The sequence below is a fragment of the Streptomyces sp. CA-249302 genome, from assembly GCF_050936785.1.
Taxonomy (GTDB): Bacteria; Actinomycetota; Actinomycetes; order Streptomycetales; family Streptomycetaceae; genus Streptomyces.
Map to the genome: position 1 here is coordinate 10128917 of NZ_JBNJMG010000001.1, position 17426 is coordinate 10146342.

The following is a 17426-nucleotide window of genomic DNA, read 5'->3' on the forward strand; positions in this document are numbered from 1 at the left end:
ATCGTGAGTGCCCTCCGCACAAGCGACTGGAGGCCGGACCCCATGGCGCACTTCAAGAAGCCCGAGGCGGGCAGCTGGACCGAGCACCTCAAGATCGGCACGGATCCGGTGTCGTACGAGGACTCGATCTCCCCCGAGCACTACGAGCTGGAACGGGACGCGATCTTCCGCCGGACCTGGCTGAACGTCGGCCGCGTCGAACAACTCCCCAAGCGCGGCAGCTACTTCACCAAGGAGCTGGACGCGGCCGGCGCGTCGGTCATCGTGGTGCGCGGCATGGACGACGAGATCCGTGTCTTCCACAACGTGTGCCGGCACCGCGGCAACAAGCTGGTGTGGAACGACTTCCCGCGCGAGGAGACCGGCGGTGTCTGCCGCCAGTTCACCTGCAAGTACCACGCCTGGCGCTACGACCTCGAAGGCAAGCTCACCTTCGTCCAGCAGGAGCAGGAGTTCTTCGACCTCGACAAGTCGCAGTACGGCCTCAAGGGCGTGCAGACCGAGGTGTGGGAGGGGTTCATCTTCGTGAACCTCGACCCCGAGAACACCACTCCGCTGCGGGAGTTCCTGGGCGAGTTCGCCAAGGGCATCGAGGGCTACCCGTTCCACAAGATGACGCAGGCGCACAAGTACCGCGCCGAGATCGGCTCCAACTGGAAGCTCTTCATCGACGCGTTCGCCGAGTTCTACCACGCGCCGATCCTGCACGCCGGCCAGTACGTCTCGGACGAGGCCCGCAAGATCCAGAAGTACGGGTACGAGGCACTGCACTACGACATCGACGGCCCGCACAGCATGGTCTCGTCCTGGGGCGGCATCGCCCCGCCGCACGACCGCGCGATGGTCAAGCCCATCGAAGGCGCCCTGCGCAGCGGCCTGTTCGGCCCGTGGGAGTTCCCGGACATCGGCGTGGCGACCGAAGACCTGCCGCCGGCCATCAACCCGACCCGCGACAAGCGCTGGGGCATGGACTCCTTCGTCTTCTTCCCCAACTTCATGCTGCTGATCTGGCGGCCGAACTGGGTGCTGACGTACCACTACTGGCCGACCTCGTACAACACGCACATCTTCGAGGCGACCTGCTACTTCGTGCCGCCGGAGAACGCCTTCGAGCGACTTCAGCAGGAGCTGGCGGTCGTGTCGTTCAAGGAGTACGGCCTGCAGGACGGCAACACCCTGGAGGCGACGCAGAGCATGCTCGAGTCGCGTGCGGTGGGCGAGTTCCCGCTCAACGACCAGGAGGTCCTGCTGCGCCATCTGCACCAGACCGCCCGTCAGTACGTCCGCGACAACGCGCAGCGCACGGCCTAGGAGGACCCGAGCATGGCCACTGTCTTTCCCCCCGAGTTCGCCGCCCTGGAGCCCTTCGCCGACTGGGCGGTGGCCACCGAGAAGGCCCGCTACGCCAAGCGGATCGGCTCGACCATGGATGAACTGGACGCCTTCTACAACACGGCGTTCCCCCTGCTGAAGGACGGCACGGAGTACCTCAAGGCCGTCTCCATGGACGACATCTCCGAACCCGACAAGCATCTGCTGTGGGCGTTCTGCGCGCTGGTGACCGTCGCCTTCTCGGTCGAGGCCTGGCGGCAGCCCAAGGTGCCCGACACGGGGGCGGCCAGCATCGACGCCGTCTTCGAACCGGCCGTCTGATGCCACGTCCGCGCGCCCCGCAGCCGCCCGTCCACCTGCGCGCCGCCCGCATGCTCGACATCGACAAGGGCGAACTGGTCGAGCCGGGCGACCTGTTGATCGAGGGCGAGCGCATCGTCGCCCTCGCCCCGGCCAAGGTCCCCGACGACGCGGTGGTGATCGACCTCGGTGACATGACGCTCCTGCCCGGCCTGATGGACATGGAGGTCAACCTGCTGCTCGGCGGGCCCGACCACCGCAGTCCGCTCAACCCGGTGCAGGACGACCCGGCCGTGCGCACGCTGCGCGCCGTCGCCAACGCCCGCCGCACCCTGCGGGCCGGCTTCACGACCGTACGCAACCTCGGTCTGTTCGTGCAGACCGGGGGGCTGCTCCTGGACGTGGCGCTGAAGAAGGCGATCGACCTCGGCTGGGTCGAGGGCCCCCGGGTCGTCCCGGCCGGGCACGCCATCACCCCGACCGGCGGGCACCTGGACCCCACGATGTTCCAGGCGTTCGCCCCGCACATCATGCCCCTCACCATCGAGGAGGGCATCGCCAACGGGGTGGACGAGGTCCGCAAGGCGGTCCGCTACCAGATCAAGCACGGGGCCCGGGTCATCAAGGTGTGCGCCTCCAACGGTGTCATGTCGCACACCGGCCCGGCCGGCGCCCAGCAGTACTCCGACGAGGAACTGCACGCGATCGCCGACGAGGCCCATCGCGCCGGCCTCAAGGTGGCCGCCCACTGCATGGGCGACCGGGCGATCCGGGCCGCGCTGGCCGCGGGTATCGACTGCGTCGAGCACGGCTTCCTGGCCGGCGACGAGACGCTGGACCTGATGATCGAGCGGGGCACGTTCCTCGTCGCGACGACGTACATAGCCGACGGCATGGACGTCTCGAAGGCGGCGCCCGAACTCCAGGCCAAGGCCGCCGAAGTCTTCCCCCGCGCCAAGGCGACGACCCGGCGCGCCATCGAACGCGGCGTCCGCGTCGCCTGCGGCACGGACGCCCCGGCCATCCCGCACGGCCGCAACGCCCGCGAGCTCCTCGCCCTGGTCGACCGCGGCATGACCCCGCTGGGCGCACTCCGGGCCGCCACGACGACCGCCGCCGACCTGATCGACGCCGACGACCGGGGACGCCTGGAGCCGGGCCTGCTGGCCGACGTCATCGCCGTACCGGGAGACCCCCTGACGGACATCGGCGTGACGGAGGACGTGCGGTTCGTGATGAAGGGCGGGCAGGTGTACCGGCACGAGGACGGTTGAGCCGCGGAAAAGGGGCCCTCCACCGGGAGGGCCCCTTTCGTGCGTGCTCACACCTTGCGCGTGATCCCGCCGTCCACCCGGACGATCGCCCCGGTCGTGTAGCTCGACGCCGCGCTCGCGAAGTGCAGGGCGAGGGGACCCACGTCGTCGGGGCGACCGATCCGGCCCAGGGGGACGAACGACGCGTCGAAGTCCTCGGCGGCCCAGGCCTGGTGAGCGTCCGTCAGGACCGGTCCCGGGAGAATCGCGTTCACCCGCACCTTCGGCGCGTACGCCTCCGCCAGACCGACCGTGAGGGCGTTGAGGCCCGCCTTCGCGCAGGCGTACGGGAGTTCGTGGACGCTCGCCATCAGGGAACCCGCCGTACCGATGTTGATGATCGAGCCCCCGCCGTGGTCCGCCATGTGCTTGGCGGCCAGGACCGCCAGCCGGAACGGCCCCTTGAGGTTCACTGCGAGGGTCTTGTCGTAGAGCTCCTCGCTGACCGCGTCGAGACTCTCGTAAGTCGGCGACATACCCGCGTTGTTGACCAGCACGTCCAGCCCGCCGAGCTGCTCCACCGTCTCCGCGACCAGCCGCTCGCAGTCCCCCCAGTGGCCCACATGGCAGGCCACCCCCACGGCCCGGCGCCCCGTCGACTCGCGCACCTCCTCGGCCGCCGCCCGGCACGCGTCCGCCTTCCGCGAGGCGATCACCACATCGGCGCCGGCCTCGGCCAGCGTCTGCACGATGGCCCGCCCGATACCGCGCGAACCGCCGGTGACCACCGCCACCTTGCCCGTCAGATCATGAAGCTCCGCGAAGGACGTCACGTGCGTCAGCCTTTCCCTGTCGTCATCGTCGTCAGCAGCTCGCGCCGCAGCAGCTTTCCCGTCGGCGTGTACGGCAGTTCGTCCCGGAAGACGACCACGTCCGGCGTCTTGGAACCGCGCAGATGCCCGCGCACCCAGCCGCGCAAAGACTCGGCGTCCACGGCGCTGCCCTCGTGGGTGACCACGAACGCGGCGATCCGCTCGCCCCACTCCTCGTCCGGCACCCCCACCACCGCGGCCTCCCGCACGGCGGCATGCCGCAGCAGGACGTCCTCGACCTCCGCGGGAGCGATGTTCTCCCCGCCGCGGATGATCGTGTCGTCGGTCCGGCCGGTGATGAACAGATAACCCTCGGCGTCGAAGTGGGCGAGGTCGCGGGTGTGGAACCAGCCGTCCGCGTCCAGCAGGGCGGCGGCCCCCTTGTACTCGCCGGAGACCTGCGGCCCGCGTACCCACAACTCGCCCGGTCCGCCCGGAACTTGAGCGTCCCGGATCTCCGCCTCGACACCCGGGACCATCCGCCCGGCCGAGCCCAGCCGCGCCCGTACCGCCGGATCCTCCGACGCCGACGCCGCCCGATGGTCCTCCGGCCCGAGCAACGCGATCGTGGAACTGGTCTCCGTCAGCCCGTACGCGTTGGTGAACCCGGTGTCCGGGAGCGCCCGCAGTGCCGCCTCCAGCACCGTGTGCGGCATCCGCGCACCCCCGTACGCCAGCGCCCGCAGCGTCGGCACCTCGGCCGGGCGTCCGTCCAGGTGCTCCACGATCCGCGCCAGCATCGTCGGCACCACCATCGCCGAGGTGACCTCCTCGGTGCGCACCAGCGCCAGCCACGCCTCCGGAGTGAAGGAGCCGAGATGCACCATGCGGCGCCCGGCGTACAGATTGCTGAGCACCGACCCGACACCGGCCACGTGGTACGGCGGCACGCTGGTGAGGACGGCGTCGGCGGGGTCCGCCGAGGCGAACTCCACGGTCTGGAGGATGTAGCTGGCCAGATGCCGGTGCCGCAGCACGGCCGCCTTGGGGGCCGCCGTCGTCCCGCTGGTGAACAGCAGCACCGCGGGATCGTCCGGCGACGCCTCGAGACCGGACGCCGGCTCGACGGCCCCGGCTTCCGCCAGCAGTGCCTCGGGGGTGCGCACGTCGAACCCGTCGAATCCGTCCGTGAAGGCCTTGTCGGCCACCACCAACGGCCTCTCGGTGTGTGCGAGCAGTGCGGTCAACGCGTCTGCGGACAGGCGGTAGTTGACCGGGACCAGCGGCACACCGGCCAGTGCCGCACCGAACAACATCACGGGGAACGCGGGACCGTTGAGCCCGGCGAACACCAACTCCCGGGCACCGGAGGCGTGGACGACGGCGGCGACCCCGGCCGCCGTCCGGCGCAGCAGCGCACAGGTCGTACCGGAGGCGTGCGGGCCGATCGCCACCCGGTCGGGGTCACCGGCCGCGGCCATGTCGAGCAGCGTCGCGATGTTCAAGGCGGTCTTCCTTTCTCGACGTACGCGAACGCTATTCTACGTATAGGGAAACCTTATTCTCCAGGGAGTCGCCGTGGATTTCGCATTGACCGAGCAGCAGGAGGACATCCGCCGGGGTGTCCGCGAGCTGGCGTCCTCCTTCGGCCCCGAGTACTGGGCCGGGCAGGACGAACGGGCCGAGTTCCCGTGGAGCTTCTACGACGCCTTCGCCAAGGCCGGCTGGCTGGGGATCGCCGTCCCCGAGGAGTACGGCGGCGGCGGACTCGGCGTCCTTGAGGCCTCGCTCCTGCTGGAGGAGGTCGCCGCGTCGGGCGCCGGCATGAACGGGTGCAGCACCATGCACCTGACCATCTTCGGCCTCAACGTCCTGGCCAGGCACGGCGGCGAGGAACTCCGCCGCGAGGTCCTCCCGCACGCCGCCTCCGGCGACCTGCACGTCTGCTTCGGAGTCACCGAACCCGACGCCGGCACCGACACCACCAGCATCTCCACCTTCGCCCGCCGCGACGGCGACCACTACGTCATCGACGGCCGCAAGATCTGGATCACCAAGGCGGGCGACTCCCAGAAGATGGTGCTCCTCGCCCGGACGACCCCTCGCGACGAGGTCGACAAGCCCACGAAGGGCATCTCCGTCTTCCTGGTCGACGTCGACCGCGAGGCCATGGACATCCGGCCGATCCCCAAGATGGGCCGCAACGCCGTCGCGTCCAACGAGATCTTCATCGACGGCCTGCGCGTCCCGGCGAGCGCCCGCATCGGTGAGGAGGGCGAGGGCTTCCGGTACCTCCTCGACGGCCTCAACCCGGAGCGCATCCTCCTCGCCCACGAAGCGCTGGGCCTAGGCCGGGCGGCTCTCGACGCGGCCACCCGTTACGCCCGCGACCGGGTCGTCTTCGGCCGCCCCATCGGCCAGAACCAGGGCATCGCCTTCCCCCTCGCCGAGGCCCTCACCCGCCTCGACGCCGCCCGCCTGATGGCCCGCAACGCGGCCTGGCGCTACGACCGGGGGCTGGAGTGCGGCCGCGAGGCCAACATGGCGAAGTTCCTGTGCGCCGACGCCGGCTTCCAGGCCGCGGACCGGGCCGTGCAGACGCTGGGCGGCATGGGGTACGCCCGCGAGTACCACGTGGAGCGGTACTTCCGTGAGTCACGGCTGCTGCGGCTCGCGCCGATCAGCCAGGAGATGGTCCTCAACTACGTTTCCCAGCACGTGCTGGGGCTGCCCAGGTCGTACTGAGCAGCCCGTGACACGCCTACCCCTTGCGGGTGTTGATCTCTTCGGTGAGGGCGGGGACGACGTCGAAGAGGTCGCCGACGACGCCGTAGTCGACGAGGTCGAAGATGGGGGCTTCGGCGTCCTTGTTGACGGCGACGATGGTCTTGGAGGTCTGCATGCCGGCGCGGTGCTGGATGGCGCCGGAGATGCCGTTGGCGATGTACAGCTGCGGGGAGACGCTCTTGCCGGTCTGGCCGACCTGGTTGGTGTGCGGGTACCAGCCGGCGTCCACCGCGGCGCGGGAGGCGCCGACGGCCGCGCCGAGGCTGTCGGCGAGGGCCTCGATGATCGCGAAGTTCTCGGAGCCGTTGACGCCGCGGCCGCCGGAGACCACGATCGCGGCCTCGGTCAGCTCCGGACGGCCGGTGGAGGCGCGCGGGGTACGGGCGGTGACCTTGGTGCCGGTCGCCTGCTGTGAGAAGGAGACGGTCAGGGCTTCGACGGTGCCGGCGGCGGGGGCGGCCTCGACGGCGGCGGAGTTGGGCTTGACGGTGATGACCGGGGTGCCCTTGGAGACGCGGGTCCTGGTGGTGAAGGACGCGGCGAAGACGGACTGGGTGGCGATGGGGCCGTCGTCGCCGGCTTCGAGGTCGGTGGCGTCGGTGATGATGCCCGAGCCGGTGCGCAGCGCGAGGCGGGCGGCGATCTCCTTGCCCTCCGCGGAGGACGGCACCAGCACGGCGGCCGGGGAGACGGCCTCGACCGCGGCCTGCAGGGCGTCGACCTTCGGGACGACCAGGTAGTCGGCGTACTCGGACGCCTCGTGCGTGAGGACCTTGACCGCGCCGTGCTCGGCGAGCACACCCGCCGTCTCCTGAGCACCGGCGCCGAGCGCCACAGCCACCGGCTCACCTATCCGACGTGCGAGCGTCAGCAGCTCCAGGGTGGGCTTGCGGACGGCACCGTCCACGTGGTCGACGTAGACGAGAACTTCAGCCATGAGAAAGCAACTCCTGTTGGATCAGATGAACTTCTGGCTCGCGAGGAACTCGGCGAGCTGCTTGCCGCCCTCGCCCTCGTCCTTGAGGATCGTGCCGGCGGTACGGGCCGGACGCGCGGCCGCGGAGTCGACCTTCGTCCAGGCACCCTCCAGACCGACCTCTTCCGCGTCGATCTCCAGGTCGGACAGGTCCCAGGACTCCACCGGCTTCTTCTTCGCCGCCATGATGCCCTTGAAGGACGGGTACCGCGCCTCACCCGACTGGTCGGTGACGGAGACCACGGCCGGCAGGGATGCCTCCAGCTGCTCGGACGCGGCATCGCCGTCGCGGCGGCCCTTCACGACACCGTCCTCCACCTTGACCTCGGACAGCAGCGTCACCTGCGGCACACCCAGCCGCTCGGCGAGCAGTGCCGGGACGATGCCCGCGGTGCCGTCGGTGGACGCCATGCCGGAGATCACCAGGTCGAAGCCGGCCTTCTCGATCGCCTTCGCCAGCACCAGCGAGGTGCCGATCGCATCCGTGCCGTGCAGGTCGTCGTCCTCGACGTGGATGGCCTTGTCGGCGCCCATGGACAGCGCCTTGCGCAGCGCGTCCTTGGCGTCCTCCGGACCCACCGTCAGGACGGTGACCTCGACGTCGTCGTCGGAGTTCTCCCCGATCTGCAGCGCCTGCTCGACCGCGTACTCGTCCAGCTCGGAGAGCAGACCGTCCACGTCGTCCCGGTCGACGGTCAGGTCATCGGCGAAGTGCCGGTCGCCAGTGGCGTCGGGCACGTACTTCACAGTGACAACGATCCTCAAGCTCAAGACTCTTTCTCCTTACGTGTGTTCATGGAAATCACTGGCCGCTGCGCCGCAGCCGCACGCGATACGAGTAGTGCTCGGGCAGGAAGTGGCTGCTGGCCAGCTCGACGAGCTGGCCGTTGACCGTCTGGTAGACACGGTCGATGCGCAGCAGGGCCCGGCCCTCTTCGCAGCCCAGGTGTTTGGCCAGCTCCGGTGTCGCCTCGGCGACGGTGATGCTCTGCTCGGCCTCCGCGATCGGCTCGGGCAGCCGCTGGTCGAGCAGCCCGATGACGGTGAAGGCGTTGGGCGTGCCGGGCAGCATCAACTCCTGTACGGATTCCAGGAGTCGGCCGACGGTGGGCGGCAGCCACACCGAGGTGTGACAGAACGCCACGTCCTCGTGCAGCCGCAGGAACGCCAGCTTGTGCACCCGGTCGGTGTGCAGACCGAGCCGGCCCGCCGCGTCGACGTCGACCCGCCGGTGCAGCGGGGTGACGACGTCCATACGGGTGTCGATGGACAGCCCCATCAGGTCGTCCACCGAGCCGAACTGCCGCAGATACTGCTCCTCCCGGGGCGTGGCGAACGTCCCGCGCCCTGGCACCCGGTAGACCAGCCCCTCGGCGACGAGGTCCTGGAACGCCCGCCGCACGGTCTGCCGGCTCACCGCGTACTGCTCGGCCAGCTCGGCCTCGGTCGGCAGCCGCACCCCGTCCGGGTAGTCGTGCCGCAGGATCGCCGCCCGCAACTCCCGGGCGAGCCGGAAGTAGGTGCTCTCGCGCTGTGTCTGCTCAGGCATCGAGCCCACCTCTTGCCACCAACTGGGCCGCGATCACGTTCCGTTGGATCTCGTTCGTGCCCTCGCCGACGATCATCAGCGGCGCGTCCCGGAAGTACCGCTCGACGTCGAACTCGGTCGAGTAGCCGTAACCGCCGTGGATGCGCACGGCGTTGAGCGCGATCTCCATCGCGGTCTCGGAGGCGTAGAGCTTGGCCATGCCCGCCTCCATGTCGACCCGGCGCCCGGCGTCGGCCTCGCGCGCCGCGTACAACGCCAGTTGGCGGGCGGCGGTGAGCTTGGTCGCCATGTCGGCGAGGTAGTTGCCGATGGACTGGTGGCGCCAGATCGGCTTGCCGAAGCTCTCGCGCTCCTGGGCGTAGCGCAGCGAGTCCTCAAGGGCCGCGCGCCCCACCCCCAGCGCCCGCGCCGCGACCTGGAGCCTTCCGGTCTCCAGCCCCTTCATCATCTGGCCGAAGCCCTGCCCCTCGGCGCCGCCCAGCACCGCGTCGACCGGCACCCGGTAGTCCTCGAAGGACAACTCGCAGCTCTCCACACCCTTGTAGCCGAGCTTGGGCAGGTCGCGGGAGACGACCAGGCCCGGGCCGTGCTCGGCCAGCAGGACGGAGATGCCGGCGTGGCGCGGCTCGGCGGCCGGGTCGGTCTTGCACAGCAGCGCGATCAGGCCGGCCCGGCGGGAGTTGGTGATCCAGGTCTTCGCCCCGTTGACGACGTACTCGCCGCCCTCGCGTCGGGCGACGGTCGTCATGGCCTGAAGATCCGAACCGCCGCCCGGTTCGGTGAGCGCCATCGTCGCCCGGATCTCCCCGGTGGCCAACCTCGGCAGATAGCGCTCCCGCTGCTCCGGAGTGCCGTACAGCAGAAGGAGTTTCGCGACCACGGTGTGGCCGCCCATCGCCCCGGCCAGGCTCATCCAGCCGCGCGCGAGCTCCTCGGTGACCAGGACGAAACAGGGCGTGGAGACGGGGTTGCCGCCGTACTCCTCGGGGATCGCCAGGCCGTAGACGCCGAGTTCCTTCATCCGCTCGATGAGGTGCTCGGGATAGGTGTCGGCGTGCTCCAGCTCCTGGACGACCGGCCTGACGTCCTTGTCGACGAAGTCGCGCACGGTCCGTACGACGAGCCGCTCGTCGTCGGAGAGGATGTCCAGGACGCTCATCGCACGCAACTCCCAGTCGGTGGTGGTCAGATGACGGCGTCGGCGCGGAGCGCCTCGATGTCGTCGCGGGTACGGCCGAGCTCGGTGAGGATCGCTTCGGTGTGCTCGCCCACGTCCGGCACGGGGTCCATCCGGGCGGGCAGTCCGGCGAGGTCGGCGGGCGGCAGCAGCGCCTGGACGGTGGCGCCGGGCACGGCCACCTCCTGCCAGCGTTCGCGCGCGGCCAGTACCGGGTGGTCGAGGAACGCGGCGACGTCGTTGACCCCGGCGCCCGCGACACCGATCTCCTCCAGGTCCTTGAGGATCTCCTCGGCGTCGGAGCGGGCGAGGCGCTCGGCGACGATCGCGTTCAACTCGTCGCGGTGGGCGACGCGTTCGGAGCCGGTGGCGAAGCGCGGATCGGCCACCAGCTCGGGCCGGCCGAGGAACTCCCGGCACAGGACGGCCCATTCGCGCTCGTTCTGGATGGAGAAGAGCACCTGTCTGCCGTCGGCGGTGGGGAACGCGCCGTACGGGGCGATGGTCGCGTGCTGGGTGCCGAGGCGGGCGGGCTGACTGCCGCCGTACCGGGTGTAGTTGGCGGGCTGGCCCATCCACTCGGCCAGCGCCTCGAAGAGGGAGACCTCCACGGGGTGTGTCCGGCCGGTGGTGGCGCGCGTGTACAGGGCGGTCAGGATGCCGCTGTACGCGTACATCCCGGCCGCGATGTCGGCGACCGAGATGCCGACCCGAGCGGTCTCCTCGGCCGTGCCGGTGAGCGAGACCAGGCCGGTCTGGCACTGCACCAGCAGGTCGTACGACTTCCGGTCGGCCCACGGCCCGGTCGTGCCGTATCCGGAGATCGTGCACGGGATCAGCCGCGGGTAGCGCTCGGCCAGCGCGTCGACACGGAGGCCGAGGCGGTCCGCGGCGCCCGGCGCGAGGTTCTGTACGAACACGTCGGCGCCGTCGAGGAGTTGGTGCAGGACCTCGATCCCACGCGGGTCCTTGAGATCCAGGGTGAGCGACTCCTTGGACCGGTTGAGCCAGACGAAGTAGCTGGAGTGTCCGTGCACGGTCGTGTCGTACCGGCGAGCGAAGTCGCCCTCGCCCGGCCGCTCCACCTTGATCACGCGGGCGCCGAGGTCGGCGAGCTGCCGGGTGGCGTAGGGGGCGGCCACGGCCTGTTCGAGGCTGACCACCGTGATGCCGGACAGGGGGAGTCGCTGCACGGTCATGCCTCCTCGGTCTCGTACGGGAAGTGCCGCTGCAGCACGTCACGCGCGCTCGCCCAGGTGAGTCCGTGCAGCAGCGCCGGTACGTCCGCGCCGCAGGCGGCGGCCTTGGCGCGCAGGTCTCCGGCGGACAGCGGCCGTTCGGGTGCGCCGGGCGGCACCGCAAGCTCGGTGTACACCTCGCCGCCGCCCGCCGACTCGACGCTCACCGCGACCTGGCCGTCCAGCAGGGTGGCGACCTCTCCGGGCAGCAGCTCCACCCGCACGAGGTCGACGAGCTTCTGCGCCTCGGGCCGGCGCACCGCCGCATCGGTGAAGCTGTCGAAGCCGGGACAGTCGTCCAGCAGCGCCGCCGCGACCGCGTACGGCAGCGAGAACTTGCCCTCCAGACCGGTCGACGGCCGGTCGTGGACGAGCGGTTGAACCGTCCCGGCCGGAGTCGTCACCGTGACCCCGGTGACCTCGCCGCGCACCTGGTCGCGCACCGCGCGCAGGGCGGCGATCGGGCGCTGCATGGCGTAACAGCAGGGGAAGAGCTTGACCGCCAGTCCGCCGGGGATCGCGGGCTCGGCGGGGAAGTCCGTGGTGGGCGTCCCGCCGACCAGCTCCAGCCAGGCCTCCAGCGCCCGCGGCTCCGCCGATGCCCCCGCCCGCGCCAGCCGCGCCGCCCGTACGCCCGCGTCCGCCGCGAAACCGACCTGGAGCGACTTGCCGTGCGTTCCGAAGGCCTCCTGGAGGCCACCGGCGGCGGGCACGGCGAGCGCCATCGCGGTGGCGAGGCCGTCCGTGTCGAGGCCGAGCGCGATCCCGGCCGCGACGGCGGCGGCCGGGGCACCGGCCGTGCAGGTCGCGTGCCAGCCGGCCGCGTAGTGATCCCAGCCGAGCATCGCCCCGAGCCGGGCCATGACCCCGGCGCCCGCCAGATAGGCACGGGCGTCCCCGCCCACGGCCAGCACGGCCGGGACGGTCACCACGGAGATGTGGGTGGTGGTGTCGGTGTGCAGGTCGTCGAAGTCGAGCACATGGGCCATGGCCGCCCAGCGGGCCGCGTCCGGCAGGGGAGCGGTGACGGCGTGCAGCGGGTGCGTGCGGGCGGCCAGTGCGACGGAGAGGGTGTCGGCCAGGGCCCGGTCCGCGAGCGCCAGGTCCTCCGGCGTCGCGCGGAAGTCGCGGGCCCACTGAGCGAGGGCTCGGGCGACGGTCAAGGGTCCCCTCCGGAGGTTCGGCGCCTGGTCGTCGTACGACCTCTCAGATTTGTACGGCCAAATGCGCGAGCCGGTCAACGGCACGCCCACGGCGGTGAACTGTGTTTTGCCGCACTCTCTGGATGTGGCGCAGCCGACATCGGCGCGCGGCCGAGGGTTTGTACGCACCAATGCGGGGGCCGCGCAGCAGGGAAGCCCACGCCGGGGCGGGCGTGGGCTTCCCTGCTGCGCGTGACGGGCGCGGCCGGTCAGGACTCCCTGCTGGGGTCGCAGAGGACCATCACGGCCCGGGCGACGAGCTCTCCGGCACCGCCGAGTTCCTTGCGGTACCGGCCGGTTATGCCCCGTACGGTCTCCGCGAAGGCCGGATCGGCGGCCCGGGCGCGGCCCGGGTGCGGGAGGCCCTGGGCCATCGCACGGCGGCGGGCGAGGAGCGCGATGATCTCGTCGTCGAGGCGCTCGATCCGGTCGAGTGACAGGTCCGCCGGAACATCGGCAGCTTGGTTCGTCGTCACGGGAGATCTCCGTTCGCCTGCGGGGGCGTGGTGGCCGCCCCCGTCGTCCTCATCGCAGTTGGTCCTTCATCACTTTGCCCGTGGCGTTGAGCGGCAATTCCTCCCGGAACTCCACGGATCGCGGCACCTTGAACCCGGCCATGCGCTCACGGCTCCAGGCGATCAGCTCTCCCTCGGTCACCGGACCGTGCCGGACGACGAAGGCCTTGCCGACCTGACCCATCCGCTCGTCCGGCACCCCGACCACCGCGACCTGCGCCACGGCCGGGTGTTTCAGCAGGAAGCCCTCGATCTCGGCCGGGTAGGCGTTGAAGCCGCCGACCAGGAACATGTCCTTCTTGCGGCCCACGATCCTCAGATGCCCCTGATCACCGAGGGCGCCGAGGTCACCGGTGTGCAGCCAGCCGTCCTCGTCGACCGCCTCCGCGGTCGCCTCGGGGTCGTCGAGGTAGCCGCGCATCACGCTGTACCCCCGCACCAGCACCTCGCCGTCGTCGGCGATCGCCACCTCGACGCCCTCGCAGGGGGTACCGACGGTGGTGGCGATGTCCTCGAAGGAGTCACTGGGGCGGGAGGCGGTGACGGTGCCGGCCTCGGACAGGCCGTAACCCGTCATGATCGACCGGAACGGGAGTTCCTCGCGGATACGGCGGATCAGCTCGACCGGGATGTCCGCGGCGCCGGTCACCGCGGACCGCAGCGAGGACAGGTCCCGGCCGCCCTTCTCCTGCGCCTGGAGGAGGGAGTGGTAGAGCGTCGGCGGCCCCGGCAGCATCGTCACCCGCTCGCGCTCGACCAGGTCCAGCACACGGTCCACCTCGAAGACCGGCACGGGCAGGATCGTGGCGCCCCGGATCAGCGAGGTGATGACGCCCGCCTTGTAGCCGAAGATGTGGAAGAACGGGTTGACGATCAGGTAGCGGTCGCCCTCCCGCAGATCGGCCAGGTCGCACCACTCCGCGTACAGCCGGAGCGTCTGCGCGTGCGTCATCAGGACGCCCTTGGGCCGGCCGGTGGTGCCCGAGGTGAACACGATGTCGGCCACGTCGTCGCCGCCCACCTCGCGCTCGAACGGCGAACCGCTCGCCAGGAAGCCGGACTTGAGGTCGATCACCGGAACACCCGGCGGGGCCGTGAACTCCAGCCCCAGGAAGCCCTGTTGGACCAGGACCGCCTTGGCGCCGCTGCGGACGATGATGTCGTGCGCCTCGTCCGCCTTGAACCGGGTGTTGACCGGCACCAGCACCCCGCCCGCGGTCAGCAGCCCGAACGCGGCCACGATCCACTCGGCCGAGTTGGGCGCCCAGATCGCCACCCGGTCGCCCCTGCCGACCCCCAGCGCGGCGAAGGCGCCCGCCGCCACCCGTACCCGCTCCACGAGCCCGGTGAAGGTGAGCCGGAGCTCACCGTCCACGACCGCTTCGGCGTCACCGAAGCGGTCGGCCGCGCTCAGCACCATCCGGGGGATGGTGTCCCAGGTCATGCCGGGATCAGCCGGGACAGGTTGCCGCCCATGATCTTGGCCTGGTCGATCTGGCTCAGGTCCTGGATGGCGTCGACGTACGAGGTCGGCTGGGCGAGGCCCTCGGGGTGCGGGTAGTCCGAGCCGAACAGCACCCGGTCCACGCCGACGAGGTCCACGAGGTCGCTCAGGTTGTCCTCGTAGAACGGGCTGACGTGGATGCTGTTCTTGACCGCCTCCACCGGGTTGCCGAGGAACTGCTCCGGCATCTTCTTGTAGGCGTCGGCGAGTTGGTCCAGCAGCGGCGCCACCCACGACGAACCGTTCTCGATCAGCGCGATCTTCAGCTCCGGGTGGCGGAACAGTGCCCCGTGGCACACCCAGGACGCCACCGCGTCCTGGATCGGCCGCCACTCGTTGATCTGCCGGAAGGCGTTGGACTTGAACGGCAGCATCTCGCCGGAGCTGCCCTCCCAGTCGTTGGCGTACCGCGAGTACCCGCTGTCCGAGGAGTGCATCGCGACCAGCACGCCCGTCTCCACGACACGCTTCCAGAACGGGTCGAACTCCGGCAGCGCGAACGACCGCGAGCCGCCGTACCCCGGGACCGGCGCCGGCCGGACGAGAATGGCCCGCGCGCCGCGCTCCACCGCCCAGTTGAGCTCCGCGATCGCCTTGTCGACGATCGGCAGGGTGATCACCGGGGTGGTGAAGATGCGGTCCTTGTAGTTGAAGGACCAGGTCTCGTGCAGCCACTCGTTGAGCGAGTGGATGACGGCGTGGATCAGCTCCGGATGGTGCCGCATCCGCTCCTCGATGAGGCTCGCGAGCGTCGGGAACATCAGCGTGCGCTGCACGCCGAGCTCGTCCAGCAGCTCCAGCCGCGGCCCCGGTTCACGGAAGGCCGGGATCGAGCGCATCGACTCCCCGAAGATCTCCCGGCGGGACTTGCCTTCCGGGTTGCCGACGCGGAAGTACTCCTCCATGGCGCCGGGCCGGGCGACCACCTCGAAGGTGGGATTCGGGATGTAGTCGCTGATCTGACCGAGAATCGCGATCTTCGTACGCCCGCGCACCTGCACGTACTCGATCGCGCCCGCGTACTGCTTCGGCAGGAACTTGGTCAGCGCCTCCTCTGTCTCGTAGAGGTGGTTGTCCGCGTCGAAGAGCGGATACGGCAGCACACGCGAAGACATGAGACCCTCCTTTGCGATTTGGGAGAATCATATTCTCATCAGTTGCGTACGGCAATGTCCTGACGGAGACGGAACTTCTGCACCTTGCCGCTCGCGGTCCGCGGGAAGTCCTCGACCCCGTGCAGCTCCTCGGGCCACTTCTGCCGGGCCAGGCCCGCCCGTTCGAAGTGGGCGCGCATCCCGTCGAGGGTGGGGAGGGTGTGACCGGGCAGCATTCGCAGGAATCCGGCCGCGTGTTCGCCGAGCCGGGGGTCGGGCGCGGCCACCACCGCGGCCTCCGCGACGCCCGGCATCCCGAGGAGCACCTCCTCGACCTCCAGCGCGCTGATGTTCTCGCCGCCCCGGATGATCATGTCGGACTTGCGGCCGGTGATGGTCAGGTAGCCATCCTCGTCCAACTCCCCGATGTCGCCCGTGTGGTACCAGCCGTCCTCGTCGAACGCCCGCGCCGTCAGGGCCGGGTCGGTGTAGCCGAGACAGAGGTCCGGGCCGCGGCTGAGGATCTCGCCGTCCTCCTCGAGCCGGATCTCCACGCCCGGCAGCGCGTCGCCGTCCGTGAACAGCCGCTTGGGCTCGGGCGCGGTGTGCCGGGAGGAGGTGATCGAGGGGTGCTCGGTGCTGCCGTACGCACGGAAGACGTGGATGCCGAGGCCGGCCAGCCGGGTGGTGACGGCGGCCGGCACCGACGAGCCGCCCAGGCCCGCGTGGCGCATATGGCGCAGATGGGCCTCCGTGAAGTCGGGGTGGTCGAGGAGGCTGGTGAGGTAGTACGGGGCGCCGCCGCCGATGTGGAGTCCGTGGGCGGACATCAGCTTCAGGACCTGGGCCGGGTCCCATACGTCGGTGAGGTTGACCGGCGTGCCCTCCAGGACCGGGATCAGGAAGGCGTTGACCATGCCGATGAAGTGGCCGACGGGGGCGGCGGTGAGCTGCTTGCCGCGGCCCGGCGGGTAGCTCGCGGCGAGCTGACGGGTCTCGTGGCCGAGCGTCCGGTGGCTGTGCACGACGCCCTTGGGGTCGCGGGTCGTGCCGGAGGTGAAGGCGATCAGGGTCGGGCCGGCCGGGTCGGTGGGGAGGGTGCCGGTGAGGGGCTTGTCGCTCAGGAGGTCGTCGAAGGACTGCCGGTGGGGCGTGTCCCGGCCCACCACGCCCACGACGGGCACCTCGGCGCACAGGTCCGGCTGGAACTCCAGCCGCCCGAACCGCTCTACGGTCACGAAGACGCTCGGCCGGACCGCGTTGAGGATGTAGCCGACCTCCTTGCGCCCGTAGAAGTGGACGATCGGCACGACGGCCGCCCCCAGGAAGGCCGACGCCCAGAACACCGCGGCCGCCTCCATCCAGTTGGGCAGCTGGAAGGCGACCGTGTCACCGGGACCCACGCCCCGCTCGCGCAGGCCGCCCGCGAGTCTGCGGGCGACCAGCTCCACGTCCCGGAAGGTCCCGGACCAGGGCCGGGCGGCCGAGTGCACCCGGAACTCGACGTCCGGCGCCGCGGCCAGCCCGCGGGCCAGCAGGTCACCGATCGTGTCCCGGGTCCACCAGCCCTCGGCTTCATAGCGCTCGACCAGCTCGACGGGGATCTTTCGCATCTGCGGCTACCTCCGGTGCAGCGGGCGGCTCTTCGAGGCTGAGAGCCGTATGTCACGGGCTCTGAGGCTTGCGG

Annotated in this window: 16 protein-coding genes; 4 read left to right on the top strand and 12 right to left on the bottom strand. The window is 70.6% G+C overall.

Annotated elements, in window-relative coordinates:
* The first annotated feature begins 42 nt into the window (after positions 1–42).
* The 3 genes from ACQEWB_RS45810 to ACQEWB_RS45820 are packed head-to-tail and all read left to right on the top strand — an operon-like array spanning position 43 to position 2906.
* Positions 43–1311: an aromatic ring-hydroxylating oxygenase subunit alpha gene (locus ACQEWB_RS45810; protein ID WP_432842190.1), complete on the top strand. Its 1269-nt coding sequence runs from the start codon at positions 43–45 to the stop codon at positions 1309–1311.
* A 12-nt stretch (positions 1312–1323) separates the two neighbouring features.
* Complete coding sequence (locus ACQEWB_RS45815) at positions 1324–1653, top strand: hypothetical protein (RefSeq protein WP_432842192.1); 330 nt, start codon at positions 1324–1326, stop codon at positions 1651–1653.
* Positions 1653–2906, top strand: coding sequence for an amidohydrolase family protein (locus ACQEWB_RS45820; RefSeq protein ID WP_432842194.1), 1254 nt, complete (start codon positions 1653–1655; stop codon positions 2904–2906). Before ACQEWB_RS45815 ends, ACQEWB_RS45820 begins: the two co-directional genes overlap by 1 nt.
* A 47-nt stretch (positions 2907–2953) precedes the next feature.
* On the opposite strand, the gene ACQEWB_RS45825 is transcribed toward ACQEWB_RS45820, so the two are convergent.
* Together ACQEWB_RS45825 and ACQEWB_RS45830 are read right to left on the bottom strand one after the other, a co-directional pair.
* The gene (locus tag ACQEWB_RS45825) at positions 2954–3718 is read right to left on the bottom strand and encodes an SDR family NAD(P)-dependent oxidoreductase (RefSeq protein ID WP_432842196.1); all 765 of its coding nucleotides are present in this window, start codon (positions 3716–3718) and stop codon (positions 2954–2956) included.
* Between the two features lie 5 nt (positions 3719–3723).
* Positions 3724–5202, bottom strand: a complete 1479-nt coding sequence (locus ACQEWB_RS45830) for a class I adenylate-forming enzyme family protein (protein ID WP_432842198.1) — start codon at positions 5200–5202, stop codon at positions 3724–3726.
* 73 nt (positions 5203–5275) lie between these two features.
* Here ACQEWB_RS45830 and ACQEWB_RS45835 point away from each other — a divergent pair, with 73 nt between their 5' ends.
* Positions 5276–6442: an acyl-CoA dehydrogenase family protein gene (locus ACQEWB_RS45835; RefSeq protein WP_432842200.1), complete on the top strand. Its 1167-nt coding sequence runs from the start codon at positions 5276–5278 to the stop codon at positions 6440–6442.
* 16 nt (positions 6443–6458) lie between these two features.
* Here ACQEWB_RS45835 and ACQEWB_RS45840 read toward each other — a convergent pair whose 3' ends face one another.
* From ACQEWB_RS45840 to ACQEWB_RS45885, 10 genes are all read right to left on the bottom strand, one after another.
* The gene (locus tag ACQEWB_RS45840; protein WP_432842202.1) at positions 6459–7421 is read right to left on the bottom strand and encodes an electron transfer flavoprotein subunit alpha/FixB family protein; all 963 of its coding nucleotides are present in this window, start codon (positions 7419–7421) and stop codon (positions 6459–6461) included.
* Between the two features lie 21 nt (positions 7422–7442).
* Positions 7443–8231 (bottom strand): electron transfer flavoprotein subunit beta/FixA family protein, encoded by a 789-nt coding sequence (locus ACQEWB_RS45845; protein WP_432842204.1) that lies wholly within the window; start codon positions 8229–8231, stop codon positions 7443–7445.
* Positions 8232–8262: 31 nt separating this feature from the next.
* Positions 8263–9009, bottom strand: coding sequence for a GntR family transcriptional regulator (locus ACQEWB_RS45850; RefSeq protein ID WP_432842206.1), 747 nt, complete (start codon positions 9007–9009; stop codon positions 8263–8265).
* The gene (locus ACQEWB_RS45855) at positions 9002–10168 is read right to left on the bottom strand and encodes an acyl-CoA dehydrogenase family protein (RefSeq protein ID WP_432842208.1); all 1167 of its coding nucleotides are present in this window, start codon (positions 10166–10168) and stop codon (positions 9002–9004) included. Before ACQEWB_RS45855 ends, ACQEWB_RS45850 begins: the two co-directional genes overlap by 8 nt.
* Before the next feature lie 26 nt (positions 10169–10194).
* Entirely contained in the window at positions 10195–11385 is a 1191-nt protein-coding gene (locus ACQEWB_RS45860; protein WP_432842210.1) for a CaiB/BaiF CoA transferase family protein, read from the bottom strand.
* The gene (locus tag ACQEWB_RS45865; RefSeq protein WP_432842212.1) at positions 11382–12587 is read right to left on the bottom strand and encodes an MmgE/PrpD family protein; all 1206 of its coding nucleotides are present in this window, start codon (positions 12585–12587) and stop codon (positions 11382–11384) included. Before ACQEWB_RS45865 ends, ACQEWB_RS45860 begins: the two co-directional genes overlap by 4 nt.
* 248 nt (positions 12588–12835) lie before the next feature.
* Positions 12836–13102: a hypothetical protein gene (locus ACQEWB_RS45870; RefSeq protein ID WP_432842214.1), complete on the bottom strand. Its 267-nt coding sequence runs from the start codon at positions 13100–13102 to the stop codon at positions 12836–12838.
* Positions 13103–13151: 49 nt separating this feature from the next.
* Positions 13152–14585, bottom strand: a complete 1434-nt coding sequence (locus ACQEWB_RS45875) for a FadD3 family acyl-CoA ligase (RefSeq protein ID WP_432842216.1) — start codon at positions 14583–14585, stop codon at positions 13152–13154.
* Positions 14582–15760, bottom strand: a complete 1179-nt coding sequence (locus tag ACQEWB_RS45880) for an amidohydrolase family protein (protein WP_432842218.1) — start codon at positions 15758–15760, stop codon at positions 14582–14584. Before ACQEWB_RS45880 ends, ACQEWB_RS45875 begins: the two co-directional genes overlap by 4 nt.
* A 38-nt stretch (positions 15761–15798) precedes the next feature.
* Positions 15799–17352 carry an AMP-binding protein gene (locus ACQEWB_RS45885; protein WP_432842220.1) on the bottom strand — a complete coding sequence of 518 codons (1554 nt, stop codon included), beginning with the start codon at positions 17350–17352 and terminating at the stop codon, positions 15799–15801.
* Positions 17353–17426 lie beyond the last annotated feature (74 nt).